The 13,841-nt window shown below is 48.3% G+C and carries 11 protein-coding genes; 1 reads left to right on the top strand and 10 read right to left on the bottom strand.

Annotated features, from left to right (window positions below; genetic code table 11):
• Window position 1: 1 nt before the first annotated feature.
• The 10 genes from FDW97_RS23065 to tctD all read right to left on the bottom strand — a co-directional run bounded on the left by FDW97_RS23065 (window position 2) and on the right by tctD (window position 12,704).
• The gene (locus FDW97_RS23065; protein WP_069324606.1) at window positions 2-1,213 is read right to left on the bottom strand and encodes a glycosyltransferase family 4 protein; all 1,212 of its coding nucleotides are present in this window, start codon (window positions 1,211-1,213) and stop codon (window positions 2-4) included.
• Between the two features lie 14 nt (window positions 1,214-1,227).
• Window positions 1,228-2,217 (bottom strand): glycosyltransferase family 2 protein, encoded by a 990-nt coding sequence (locus tag FDW97_RS23060; RefSeq protein WP_087856204.1) that lies wholly within the window; start codon window positions 2,215-2,217, stop codon window positions 1,228-1,230.
• A gap of 4 nt (window positions 2,218-2,221) precedes the next feature.
• Complete coding sequence (locus FDW97_RS23055) at window positions 2,222-3,592, bottom strand: hypothetical protein (protein WP_038632883.1); 1,371 nt, start codon at window positions 3,590-3,592, stop codon at window positions 2,222-2,224.
• Window positions 3,589-4,800, bottom strand: coding sequence for a lipopolysaccharide biosynthesis protein (locus FDW97_RS23050; RefSeq protein WP_085048895.1), 1,212 nt, complete (start codon window positions 4,798-4,800; stop codon window positions 3,589-3,591). Before FDW97_RS23050 ends, FDW97_RS23055 begins: the two co-directional genes overlap by 4 nt.
• The gene (locus tag FDW97_RS23045) at window positions 4,797-6,926 is read right to left on the bottom strand and encodes a tyrosine-protein kinase domain-containing protein (RefSeq protein WP_110497080.1); all 2,130 of its coding nucleotides are present in this window, start codon (window positions 6,924-6,926) and stop codon (window positions 4,797-4,799) included. The genes FDW97_RS23050 and FDW97_RS23045 overlap by 4 nt, the downstream gene beginning before the upstream one ends.
• Before the next feature lie 2 nt (window positions 6,927-6,928).
• Window positions 6,929-7,486, bottom strand: coding sequence for a polysaccharide biosynthesis/export family protein (locus FDW97_RS23040; protein WP_038632893.1), 558 nt, complete (start codon window positions 7,484-7,486; stop codon window positions 6,929-6,931).
• A 1-nt stretch (window position 7,487) separates the two neighbouring features.
• Window positions 7,488-8,774, bottom strand: coding sequence for an outer membrane beta-barrel protein (locus FDW97_RS23035; protein WP_137351665.1), 1,287 nt, complete (start codon window positions 8,772-8,774; stop codon window positions 7,488-7,490).
• Window positions 8,764-10,179, bottom strand: coding sequence for an undecaprenyl-phosphate glucose phosphotransferase (locus FDW97_RS23030; protein WP_038632899.1), 1,416 nt, complete (start codon window positions 10,177-10,179; stop codon window positions 8,764-8,766). The genes FDW97_RS23035 and FDW97_RS23030 overlap by 11 nt, the downstream gene beginning before the upstream one ends.
• A gap of 451 nt (window positions 10,180-10,630) precedes the next feature.
• Entirely contained in the window at window positions 10,631-12,043 is a 1,413-nt protein-coding gene (locus FDW97_RS23025; RefSeq protein ID WP_085048893.1) for a sensor histidine kinase, read from the bottom strand.
• Window positions 12,030-12,704, bottom strand: coding sequence for a transcriptional regulator TctD (gene tctD / locus FDW97_RS23020; RefSeq protein WP_069324600.1), 675 nt, complete (start codon window positions 12,702-12,704; stop codon window positions 12,030-12,032). Before tctD ends, FDW97_RS23025 begins: the two co-directional genes overlap by 14 nt.
• A 153-nt stretch (window positions 12,705-12,857) precedes the next feature.
• Here tctD and FDW97_RS23015 point away from each other — a divergent pair, with 153 nt between their 5' ends.
• Entirely contained in the window at window positions 12,858-13,835 is a 978-nt protein-coding gene (locus tag FDW97_RS23015; RefSeq protein WP_137351664.1) for a tripartite tricarboxylate transporter substrate binding protein, read from the top strand.
• Window positions 13,836-13,841 lie beyond the last annotated feature (6 nt).

The following is a 13,841-nucleotide window of genomic DNA, read 5'->3' as shown; positions in this document are numbered from 1 at the left end:
ACTATGGCCTGCTCAGCAGTTCTTTATACAGCGCCAGTAAGGTATCCATATGTTTACTTAGCGCATATTTTTCACTTAACCGCGCACGACCATGTAACCCCATAACCCGCGCTTTCTCTGGTGCGTCAGCCAGCGTATCCATCGCATTCGCCAACGCTTGCGCATTGCCCGGCTCGAATAAAATCCCTTCGATACCGTCACGAATTTGTTCCGGGATCCCGCCAATGCGCGATCCAATCACCGGCTTACCTAAAGCCATCGCTTCTAATATCGCCATGGAACAGTTTTCATAACATTCAGAAGGAAGGATCACCGCCCGCGCATGCTTAATAAGCTTATCGAGAGCCTCCCCTTGCTGCACATAACCTAAAAACTCGACATCCGGGTATTGGGCGACTAACTCGTCATGTAGCGGACCGTGGCCCACAATTTTTAACGGTGCCTTGTTCTGCATTTTCTTATGTGCCGCCAGCAGCGTTGCCACCCCTTTTTCACGGCTCAGGCGACCAAAGAACAACATATAGCCTTCATCGCTTGTCTCATCCAGAGGACGGCTGTCATCGACCCCATTAACGATCACATCAATGCGGGAATTCGGCAGCGTACGCAACAACACGCCGCGTAAAAAAACGCTCGGCGAAACAATCACATCCAGCGCCTGGTAATTTTGCGCAATGTATTGCCAGGTTGCCTCCAGAGAGAGCAATAAGCTTTTTGAAGCGGAACCTTCCTGGCAACGATACCTGAAGGCATTAAAAACCGTGCCGGTGATACAGGCATCACACACTTTGCCGTCGCGCAGCATGGAATATGCAGGACATACAATCTTATAGTCATGCGCAGTCAGTACCGTTTTGCAGCCAAAATTGCGCGCAACTTTAATTATCGCTGGCGTTAACTGGTGGTAGATATTATGAAAATGCACGATATCCGGGCGCTCTTTTTGCAATAACGCCAGCATTTTTTTGCAGGCCTGCGAATTATGAATAAAGTTAACCGCCGTTTTGAGCCCGCCCAACAAATTACTTTCTTTGTGGTAGTCCACATTGCTGACAAAATAATCCGCATAGTCCGAAGGGAAATTTTTCTCATGCTGCATCGAGAAATCAATCACCTGCACTCCGGCCTGTTTCAGCATATCGCGCTCTTGAAAATAAACTGTTTCCGCGCCGCCTTTGATGAAAAAAAACTTATTTACTAATAAAACTTTCATGGCGTCTGCCTTAGTTATTCATGAATGATTTTACTGTCAGGCGGAGTCAACGGATCGCGTAGCGGATGTGTCAGCCCTATAACAAGTCCCGCAGAAAGCACAGCTAAGTTCATCACGCTTTGCAGGCCGTTCAATAACGACCGATTCTGCACGGTTTTCAGTATGACAAAGGCAAGCAATGGCAGAAATGCGATATCGAAAAGCTCGAGATTAAAGGTCACCGCCGCAATGAACAAAGCGACCAGGTAAACAGCAAAAATCGCCTCATTTTTAACCATCTTTAACGCGTTGATGAAATAGGGTTTTCCCCAGGCGCAGCGTAAAAATTCGCCCGGCGCCTGATAGTATTTGCTTTTCCAGCGATGCTTCAGCATCTGAAAGGTCGGCATGGTATGCGAAGTATGAATGAAATACGGAATATTCAGACGACGTAGTTTATAACCCGCGTCAAGTAAACGCAGGCCGAGTTCGGCTTCTTCATAAGCGTGCAGATTACGGTTGGTAAGATAACCAATTTTCTCAATGGCGGAGCGGCGATATAGCCCCCCGCCGCCTAAATGGTCGCTATCCCCTACGGGATAGATTTTATTAATGCGTTGCTTACGAGATTTAAATTCATAGTTAACGGCATCGTCCATTTCGACGGTTCCCGCTACGCCTGCATATTCCGGTTCAGCCTGCAAAAACGCGACAGCCTGATCCACAAACCCTTCTTCCAGTTCCATGTCGCCATCCATCAGCAACAGATATTCCCCCTCACTATAAAGGTAACCCAACTGATGTCCGACGCCACAGCAACGATCGCCAGGATCGGTTAATGACACCACAGTCACCCCTTTATCAATCGCCAACTGCTGGGTGTTATCCGTTGACAGACTATCTGCCACAATAATTTTATGTGGATAATCAACAAGCTGTTTCCGGATACTATCAATTGTTTTCTCAATACATTCAGATTCATTGAGCGTTTTAATACTCACTGAAATAAACGGTTTATTGTCCATACAATTACCCTACGCAGCGAAGGACGGTTCGACGAATCACTAAACTTGATCCTAGTGATAAATAGAACAGGAATTGTAACATCGGTATAATCATCAGTATCTGGCTGTAAGGTAAGCTAATTAAGCAAGCAATCGCAAAAGCATTAAATGCCGGAGCAAAGCTCAACAATTGCAGATCCTGCTGGTCCAGTTGTTCAAGCATCAGTAAAGGCTTGGGCTGACATATTTTCAGGATATAAATGAATAAGCTAATGAAGAGTAACGTGCCAATCACCCCCACTTCCCACAGCAGCATACTCAGAGAAGTCGAGTCGAGGATTAAGTTATAAATAATATTCAGAAAGCCTGGCGAAACCGTACTACCACTGTTAGTGGCGTTGAGTCCATAGCCAAATAACGTTCCTGAAAGTCCCCACAGATCGTTATTTTTTAGCCAGAACAGGAAGGTCGTAAAGCGCCCTAACTCCCCGGTAGACATAATGTAGTTTGGGTCAAAAATATAGCTCAAAGAGTCGATGAAAATACTCAACGAGCTTTTCGACGGATCGCCGCCAAACGCAGTAGAATAATAATACGCAAGGATCACTATCGACAGGCTAATCAGCAGCAACATCCCCGCCACAATAACCAATAACGTCTTCAGATTAACCTTGCTAACGTCTTTAACGTAGCTCGGTGAGATCCACACCCACGCCAGGAACAGCGGCGATAGCAGGATAACGAACTTTACTTCGCCAATAATACATAGCCCGATCCCGAGAACAATGTGTAACGCCATGGATTTAAACGTGGTCAGTCCGTGCTTATACTCAGAGACCTTTAACAACATAATCAGCAGGCAAAACAGGCCCATCGCAGCAGTGTTACCGCCCCCCATCGGGTCGCCGCCAAACGTGCCCACCACGGAATCCCATTTTTCATCTTCACCACGCACCGCGACACGCTGGGGAACAACCAGTAAAACCTGATAAATCATTACCGGGATCTGCGCGTAGAACACCCAGTACAAATAGCGAGTCACGCGATAAATCTGCGACTCCCGGCAAAATCCCAGTAGTAAACAGATCATCACCAGCGACAGTGCGATTTCATTTTTAAAGGCCACAATCGCGACGGTGATCCCGCCCTGAATCAGAGTTGAAGCCCCGGCCAGTATCAGGAATGAGAAATACAGCGCCAGCACAATCGTCTCCTGCGCATCCAGACGCAGCGAGCCATCCCGCGTCTGCATCACCAGTAATCCCACCATCAACAGGGTCAGAAAAAAGGGGATCCATAGCACCGACTGTATGCCGGTAAAGTATTGCACCAGGCCACACAGGATCAGGGTAACGAAGGTATAACCTTGTAAATAATATCCGGTATTCAGCGTCATAGTATCACCGGCCTGTCTTTCAGCAGATTAGCCCGCTTGTTCATTTTCAAATAAATAAAGGCGTAGCGAATAAATGTCAGTGAAGAAAACAAAATCACCGACGTTGCATAGTCTTTATAAAAATAGGGCGTCACGACAAAAGCGAATAGCACAATCGCCAGTTGCTCCAACTGGATGCGCAGAAAATAGCGATGTGAGCCAAAAATAAGCTCTATGACCGTCAGGGGGCTTATCGCCAGCGCCGGGAACAGGTAGGGTAGCATGTAGCGTGACGTTTCAATGGAGTTAATCCAGTCTTCGCTAAAACCAAGGCGCATCACAATCGGGTAGAAAATAAACACGCCAAGAGTACAGATAACTCCCAGCACCAACAGCAGCATCCGTACCCGGGTATATTCCTGATAATTAAAGGTGTTATTTCTAAAATCAATAGACCACTTGGAAAAAATAGTATTGCGCACCGCGTTCCCGATGATCACCACCGGCGCCAGGCAGAAGCGGCTGACCACGGAAAAATAACCGGCTGTCAGCGCCGAAAACCAGAAGTTAATCAGCATAATCGGCAGATTGCTGCTGGCCATCGCCAACACCTCAGCGCTGCCAACTTTAGTGATGTGATGAATATTCTGTTTAAAAAAATGCCAATTGCTGGCAGGTCGCAAATGTTGGGCCGCCACCAAACGAATATCAAACGAATGCAAAATACAGCTGATGGTCAGTACCATCGTCGCGCAGGCCCATGACCAGTAGAACAGTTGCACATGGTGCGTAACCAGTATCGAAAGTAATACCACCACAGAAACAGAAATGCGCTGGAAGATCAGAAAACGAAAGTTAGCTGTGCGCAGCGACAGGTTTTCCGAGATCAGAACCCACGCCGTAGCAAGCGTCAGTAAATAGAGAAACAGTATGCTCTGGTGAAACAACCACGCGGTCAGTACAGCGTAGGGTAAGGCGATAATCGTGCTTTGTATCAGGCAAAACACAACATTCTGTACCAGTTCGTCGTCCTGCTGTTTAGGAATTAACAGCTGTGACGCAAAAGTACAGACCTGAGCGCCCACCACGGCAATACTGTAGTTGAGCGCATAAAGCCCCACTTCAGCCATATCGTACTTGTGTGAGATCAACCAGATAGACAGCGCACCAATCAACTGCGAGATGACTGATGAACCGGCTATCGTGGAGGCGCTCTTCAGTAGACTCATACGCGGCCTGGCGTTGTCATCAGTTGATCGGTGCTGAAGTTCAGTGAACGCAGGCCCTCTTGTGTTTCAAGGTCCTTTTCTTCAACCGCATTCAGCACAGCGCCAATCACAACGCCATCATTTTCCTCGATCTTGTCCAGCGCGTTGGCTATATGTCCCGCCGAACCCGAGCCGGCTTTCACGATGAAAATAACGCCATCAACGGCGCGTTTGATCAATTGCACGTCCTGACTCTGATTTACCGCAGCCACATCGATAATGATGCGTTGATAGTGGGATTTCAGTTCGTGCATTAACGGCTCAAGGTGCCCGGACGACAACATCAGCAGAGAAGAGATGGTGGTCTTCCCGTGCGGGATAAAATCGAGATTATCACTGAGCTTGATCCGCGCCTGTTCAAGCTGGGTCTCCCCACGCAGCAGTTCCGCTACGCCTGCGGACGTTGCCGATGCCAACTCGGATGAGAGTCCGTCAGTATTGAAGAAATCCGCATCAATAAGCAGCGTTTTCTGATCGAAACTAAAGGAATTTGCTAACAGACTCGCCAGCAAAGAGCGCCCTTCACGGTGCTCCGTCGACGCCACGGCGAGCGTCTGTAACGGTCGATTATCCAACATAATCCGGGTACGGATACCGTGCACAATATCGGCATTCAGCGGGTTCTTCAGGATCATGTCCCGCACCTGCGCGCGCCCTGAGGTTCCGCTAAAACGACGGATTTCGCCCAGCGGAGCAACGTTCAGGCGTTTTTTCATACGACTCAACGTACCGATTGAGTTGTCCATCGCCGCTTTGACAATGAAATACATGATACTGAACACCACCACCAGCAGGACCACCATCACCAACAAGAGGGATTTATTCGGCTTCGCTGGTTTTAGTGCGGGAACGGCAGGATCATATAACACCGCGTCGGCATTTACGCCGGACAGCGACAGTTCCTGAGTACGTTGATACAGCGATTTATACAGATCTTCCATTTTATCTAACGACAGCTTTTGGCTATTCCAGGCATCACGTTTTGAGGCCATTTTCTGGAAGATCTCTTTCTGTTGCTCCACCTGCTGCTGATAGTTCTTTTCATCCGCCAGCGCCGCCAGATATTGCTGACGTAACCCCACTTTCAGCTCACCCAGAACCCGTCCGGTTTGGCTTTGGATCGACTGGACATCAGCTTCTGCTTTTAAAATAGCGGGATTTTTCGGCCCGTATACTTTGCGCAGTTCAGACAACGTGCGCTGCGCCTGAATTAACGCGATACGTAAATCCTGAATCTGAGCGTGGTTAGAGACCGAAGGTAGAGAGATAACGCTCTCCACCGACCGCCCTCCGCTGTTCACCTCGTTATAGACAGATTCTGCGGCAACGCGACGCTGGGTCGCATCAGCCAGACGATTGGTGACAATACTTAACTGCTCGGTTTCAAAACCATCGATACCGCGAAAAGTCAGCAGCCCGGCGTTTTTCAGATAGCTGTCCATTTCCTCTTTTTGTTTCGCTATCGACTTCTGAATCTCTTCCATTTTTTCAAAATTCAGTTCGCGGGCTTTCTCTACTTTCAGGCGCTTTTGCTCAACCGTATAGTTGATGAACGCCTGCGCGACGCCGTTGGCAACGTCAGCAGCCATCAGCGGCGAGGGGGATTCATAGGTGATAGACGCCAGGTTCGTTGTACGAATACCGATGACATTCAGGTTTTTCGACAACGTTTTCAGCGCTTGCTCCATCCTCAACTGCCGGCTCTCATTGCTTTCCGCTCCCTGGTTACCGGCTTTTTCCCCGGTAAATTCCGGGTTTTCATCCAGTTTCATATCGCGGACGGCTTGCTCAAGCACAATACGCGAATGCATCAACGCATATTGCGTTTCATAGTAACCACTGCGCGTTGAATCGAAACCATCAACCTGTGGGAATGGAGAAACGTTATCGGCCTGGGCTTTAATCAGTACCGTCGCCGTTGAGACATACTTTGAGGACATCATGCTGATTAATGGGTATGCCACGACCCCGGCAACGATACCGGCCAGTGCGATTTTCCAGGCGTTCTTTTTCAGCTCTTTGGCAAAGCGGGAGAATTCAACCGTACTTTCTCGTTTTTTGCCGTTTTCCACTATAGATAGTTTCATCGTCAGAAGAACCCCATGCCAATAATCACGACATCCCCAGGATGAACAGAGTGCGTTAAATCGACATTCTCAAGCAGCTGATTGCTCCCCGACAGGCGAATGTTGATATCTTTTCGGTCAGCACGATCTGTAAATCCGCCCGCCTGCGCAATTGATTTCTCGACGGTAAGACCTGGCTCCCAGGCAAATCCGTTCGGGCTTTTCACCTCGCCCGAAACATAGTATTTACGGAACTCGGCAATACTCACTGTCACCATCGGCGTGGTAAAGTAATCTCCCGTCAGCCGTTGAGTTAATTCGTTAGTCACCTGTTCGACAGTTTTATCTTTTAATTTAAGAGCGCCCACAAACGGGAAATTAATCTCCCCGCTCTTATCCAAAATAAACCGCATCGTCATATCAGGTTGACCGTGAACAGCGATATTGACAGTATCCCCCGCCCCAAGCCGGTAATCCTGCTGAACAGTAGCAGGATCATCCATTAATCTCGGGCTGGACGTTGTGCATCCGACCACCAGGATACTGAATAGCAAAAACGCGCACAGTTCTATTATTTTCATTTTAGATCTGAACCTTAGCTTTAAGCATAATCATAGAATTATCATAACCCAACGTTCTAATAACTTCCTGGTTGTCGTTGGGACCGATATAAAACGAGTCAGTATCCTTATTCGAATTCAATGTATCTAATTGATATTTAATCTCAAAATTAACCGATGGCGTATAGTCGTAGCTCATGGTTACGCTAAATACCCCATCTTTATCATGCCGATCCTTGTTCTGTTTTTTATAGTCTTCCGCAGTGTATGAATAATCCAGCAAAGTCGAAAAACGATTCCCTAACCAGAAATGCTGGTAAGAAATGCCATACTGGGTCACTAAAATGTATCCCCCAACTTCCGACGGGTCTTTAATACTTTGTGCCGAGTGGGCTGTGAAAACCGACTGTTGCAGCGGCTTCCACTCTGCTTTTATGTCCCAGTTGAGGCCATTAAAATCATGCGAATTTGTGCTGTTTTCAAATGTTTTGTACAACCATGAAATATTCATGTCGACGTTAGTTTTTCCGGTCAACTGCGACTTCATGCCGTACAGCAAATAGTACTCATTAGTATCTTTTTCTGAGTTGTTGTCATAGCGACGCTGGTTAGTAATAAAGCTATAGCGAAAGCGTGTTCTGGATGTGTATTGGTCAAAAATTTCCGCTACCAGACTATTTTCGTGCCATTCCTGTTCCTGAATGTAATGGTAGAAATCCTCACTGGTATCCTGCACATCAGAAGTATTACCGAAAGTCAGTTTTTTGTATAACAACGCCAGTTCCGCTTTGCCACGCCCCTCTGGCGCGCCGTAGCTGTAGCGTAATTCACTGTTGATGAAATTTGTCGTCAACGGTGATTTAATCCCATACTGCTCGAACTGGCCCGGTAAAAAGCCCTCGGTAATGCCGCGGCCACGGGATTCATGTCCAAGCGAATCCTCCAGATTGAGGGTTAAGCCATGCTTGAGTCCATAACGCCAGGCCCCGTTAAAACGGAAAAAATGATCGGTGTAGTTATCAGCAGAATCGCTCGAGTAGTTACGGTAATCCCCAGAGTACATCAGTAAATACTTATCCTGACCGCGCTCGCCGATCATACTCAGCACTGGCGCTGCGCTCTGAAACGAGGAACCGACAGCATCGCTGTTATGTGGCTGATAGGTCACGTTATCATTATAACCATAATCCACAGCAACCTTGCCCTGGAAGTCGATCCCCGCAAAGCCTATGTGTGATTTCGGTGTTAAATCAGCCCATGCGGACTGCGTTATCACGATTCCGGTAATAACGATTAATTTAGTATGCATTCTTACCGACAAATCCTTTGAAAATGGTTTTAATGATAATTTTTATATCCAGCCATAATGACCAGTTTTGAATGTACTCAATATCGTACTGAACCCGTTTTTCCATCTTATAAAGCGCATCGATTTCCCCACGAAAACCGTTAATCTGCGCAAGTCCGGTGATGCCAGGCTTTACCTTATGGCGGATCATGTAATTTTCGACCTGTTTACGATACTGCTCATTATGCGTAACCGCATGGGGTCTGGGACCAACAATCGACATACTTCCCTGCAATACGTTAATAAATTGCGGAAGTTCATCCAGCGATGTACGGCGTAAGAAACTACCGAATTTCGTCACCCGCGGATCGTTTTTCGTGGCCTGAATTACCGTCCCGGAATTCTCCATAACGCGCATAGTGCGAAATTTCCAGACCTTAATTTTTTGCCCACTCAGGCCATACCTGTCTTGTTTAAAAAAAACCGGCCCACGCGAAGTGAGTTTGATACCAATAGCAATAACCAACATCAGCGACGAAATCATCAGCATAATGATACTGCCAAGCACCAAATCTTCCGCCCGCTTAATAAACGAACCCGCCCCTTCAAACGGTGAGCTAAAGATACCGATGGTTTGCAGGTTGTGGATAGAGCGTAGCTTGGACATATTGTTGCTGTAGGTATAAAAGTCAGGAACAATATAGGTATCTACGGTGGTGTCTGACATCATAGCCAGGAAATGGCGGATGCGGTGCAGCGCCACCATCGGTAAAGCGATATATATTTCGTCAATATTTCCCAGTCGGGCTTCCTCAACCAGATTAATCACCGGGCCACGAAAGGGGCTTTTGATCTTATCAACGATGTCGCCACAGCGCGATAACGCCCGCTCATCATAAAAAGCCAGATCCAATTTGATATTGGCGTACTCATACAGTAACGCGCTTTCCGCGGCCAGACCATTGTCGGTCAAACCAATAATCGCCACGCGCATACTCTTTTTCGTTGAATATTTAAAAATAAAAAAGCGAATGTAATAAAGAAAAGGTAATGGAATGAAGTACCAGTAAATAATGGCAGAATAAAAAGGCGAAGGTAAGCGGTCTAAGTAACCGAGGGACGCCGGTTCTGCCACTGTCATACTCACCAGCTCGTTAAAAAAAATAGCCAGCAGCGTACAAAAAAGTAACCGTTTTTGATTACGTAAACCAATCGTTTTAATTTTTTGCTGATAAATCTTGATATATTCAGCAAACAGCAAAAAAAAGACTGAAAACAGAATGCTCAGAATAGCAATGGTGTTAAATGGCATTAACCCCAGCAGATGGGCACTAAAAATTAGCGTCACATTAATAACGATAAAATCAACCAGTTTTAAAAAGACTGGATATCCTTGACTGCTAATCTTTAGCGATTTTTTTAGCATATCTCAGCCCATTATCTATTGATATTTAATTATTTTTTTCTCATTTCATGTTGCTAATTATATCACAAGTCTAAAAAACGCAATGACCCATTGTCAGTAAATGTAAAAAATAATGTTTATTAGTGTGATGCAAACCACTCATTCATTCTCATCATTATGATTTTAAAGAAAATTAATGCAACATAAGTTTTAACCACCAAATCAAAAAAGTTCATTTTTTACAACAAAATCATCATTGACAATTAACAAAACATGGTCTATGAAAAAACGTTTTATGTATGACAAATTTCACTACGGCTTTGCTTGATTTATTCTGAACCCACCTTTCATTGTGGCTAAACGCTGTAATTAAATAACAACAAATACCTTATAGTGATATTTAAAAACGCAACAATAACAAAGTTAATTACTTTTAATTATATTTGAGTGCCGGCGCCACAATAAAAACATATCAGGCAGCAACGCTTAAAAAGCGCACCCGCACGCTTAACCCACCTAATGTTTCGCTGCGTGCCAGCTGCGGATGCGTCCGGTGTAAGCGAGCAATGTCGTTAACCAGCGCCAGACCAATTCCTGCGCCAGGGACATTGCCAACGTTATCAAGTCGATGAAACGGTAGCATCGCCTGATGAACCATCTGGTCATCTATACCTGGCCCGCTATCCTCAATCATCAGCACCACGGCTTCGCCTTCACGCTGCAGTCGGGCAGTCACCACCCCATGCGCAGGGGTGTATTTCAGGGCGTTATCCAGTAGATTTCCACACAGCTCGCCGAGCAGGACTTCATCGCCCTCAATCCACACCGCGCCCTGTTCCCCCTCATAACCCAGATCGATAGCTTTACTGCGCGCCTGCGCCAGCCGGGTAAAACAGCTGCTTTGCACCACCTCATACAAATTAACCGGTGAGAAGTGCTTTTCTTCCTGCTCTTTGCGCTTCACAGCCGACAGCTGAAGCAGCCTTTCCGTCAGCTGAATAGTGTTATCCAGAGTCACGCTCATGGCCTGTAAACTCTCGAACCATTGCTGAGGCTGCGGGCTGGCGAGGGCTACCGCCGCCTGAGTTTTCAGTACCGCTAACGGCGTTTTAAGCTGATGGGATGCGTCCGCGCTGAAGCGTTCCTGACGAGAGATAAGGCCACGAAGTCGGTCCAGATAGCGGTTGAATGCCACAATCAGCAGACGGGTTTCCGACCACGGCAACAGCTCCGGCAACGGCGTCAGCAGCCCAGGCTCACGACGCACCATCAGCGATGACAACTGGCGCATCGGACGTAGCACCCGACGCAGCAGCCAGCCAACCAACACCAGCGTGAGCATTACCAGCAGTCCTTGCGAAACCCACGAGGAGAACAGCAACTGTCGCGCCAGATACCGCCGCGATTGCAGCGTTTCAGCGACATAAATTTCCGCCATACCGGTAATGCCGCCCTCGTTGACTGGCTGAAGAAGACGCGCCACGCGGATTGCCTCGCCGCGATATTCAGTGTGATAAAACCACGCCAGCGCCGGATAAAGCCGGGTGCGCGAGGTTGCAGGCGGCATCGCAGGTAAATCGTCATAACCTGATATCACCTTCCCCGCCGGGTCGACCACTTTGTAATACAGCCTGTCATTCATATTCAGTTCAAAACTGTCCAACACCACCCACGGCACATTGACTTCCAGTCGTTTATTACGTACCACTAACCGCTCAGAGACGGTTCTGGCGGACGAGAGCAGGGTCCGATCATACGCCTGCGTCGCCGCCTGTAACGCGCTGACATAGCTGTTAAATGCCGACAGTCCCCACAGCAACAGCAGCGGTAATCCCAGAAACATCAGCAGTTGCAGATACAACGACTGGGGCTTAACCCATTTCATCGCTACGCTCCAGCACATAGCCCAGACCCCGTAGCGTGGCGATGCGCACATCGCTTCCCTGAAGTTTTTTACGCAGACGATGGATGTACAGTTCGATACTTTCGGGGCTGACCTCATCGCTTAGACTGAAAACCTGTTCAAACAACTGCTGGCGCGAAACCGGACGCAGGCGACGGTACATCAGCACCGTCAGCAGAGCCTGTTCACGCGGCGTAAGCGCCAACGGCTGTCCCTGTAACATAAAATAGCCTTCATCGTGAAACGCCAGCTCCCCCAGTTGCTGTATGCCTTGCACCTGCCCCGCGCTGCGACGAAGCAAAGCCCGCAGCCGGGCATCAAGCTCTTCGATTTCAAACGGTTTTGCCAGATAGTCATCGGCCCCGACGTTTAACCCTTTCACCCTGTCGGCCACCGCGCTACGCGCCGTCAACAGCAGAACGGGGAGCGTCTGACCGCGCTTGCGCAGCCGTTGGACGACTTCAAGACCGTCCAGCCCCGGCATATTGATGTCCAGCACCGCCAGCGCATACGTTTCGCTATGTAAAAGATGGTCGGCCGCCAGGCCATCAAAAACGCAGTCGACGGCAAAACCGTTTTGCACCAGCGCTTTCTCCAGCCAGTGAGCTAACTCACGGTTATCTTCCGCTAATAAGAGACGCATATCACATCCTGTAAAGTTTCTGCCGCATTGAAAGGGAATTGAAAGGTTAATGTTTTAACAATCACGCAACCGAACTGCTACACATCGGCTCACATAATCACAAAAATCTTCTTCCGTACCCGAAAATCCGGTTTTCCGGTGTGAGGATAAACAATGAAAAAACAATCACTTCGTACCCTTACTGCAAGCATTTTACTGATGAGTACCTCTGTTCTGGCAGAACAAGCGCCATCGCGCACCGAATGTATCGCCCCAGCGAAACCCGGCGGTGGCTTCGATCTCACCTGCAAACTGATTCAGGTGAGCATGATGGAAACCGGCGCTATCGAAAAACCAATGCGCGTAACCTACATGCCCGGCGGCGTTGGCGCTGTGGCCTATAACGCAATCGTCGCTCAACGCCCGGCTGAAGCGGGTACCGTGGTGGCTTTCTCCGGCGGCTCCCTGTTGAACCTGTCACAAGGTAAATTTGGTCGCTATGGCGTGGATGACGTGCGTTGGTTGGCAAGCGTGGGCACGGATTACGGCATGATAGCCGTACGCCAGGACTCACCATGGAAGACGCTGAAAGATCTGCTGACGGCAATGGAAAAAGATCCTAACAGCGTAGTTATTGGCGCGGGTGCCTCAATCGGTAGTCAGGACTGGATGAAGTCGGCGCTGCTGGCGCAAAAAGCCAACGTCGATCCGCACAAGATGCGCTATGTGGCCTTTGAGGGCGGCGGCGAACCGGTTACCGCGCTGATGGGCAATCACGTGCAGGTAGTTTCCGGCGATCTCAGCGAGATGGTGCCTTATCTCAGCGGCGACAAAATCCGCGTGCTCGCGGTGTTCTCTGAAGAACGCCTGCCGGGTCAGTTAGCCAATGTGCCAACGGCCAAAGAGCAGGGTTACGACCTGGTGTGGCCGATCATTCGCGGCTTCTACGTTGGACCAAAAGTCAGCGATGCCGAATACCAGTGGTGGGTCGATGCCTTTAACAAACTCCAGCAGACTGAGGAATTTAAAAAGCAGCGCGATCTCCGCGGCCTGTTCGAGTTCAACATGAGCGGTAAGCAGCTCGACGAGTACGTGAAGAAGCAGGTCACGGATTATCGTGAGCAGGCGAAAGCCTTCGGTCTGGCGAAATAAGCGCAG

The sequence above is a fragment of the Citrobacter sp. wls708 genome (genome assembly GCF_005281255.1).
GTDB lineage: Bacteria > Pseudomonadota > Gammaproteobacteria > Enterobacterales > Enterobacteriaceae > Citrobacter > Citrobacter werkmanii.
This window is presented reverse-complemented; position numbering and strand designations above follow the sequence as displayed.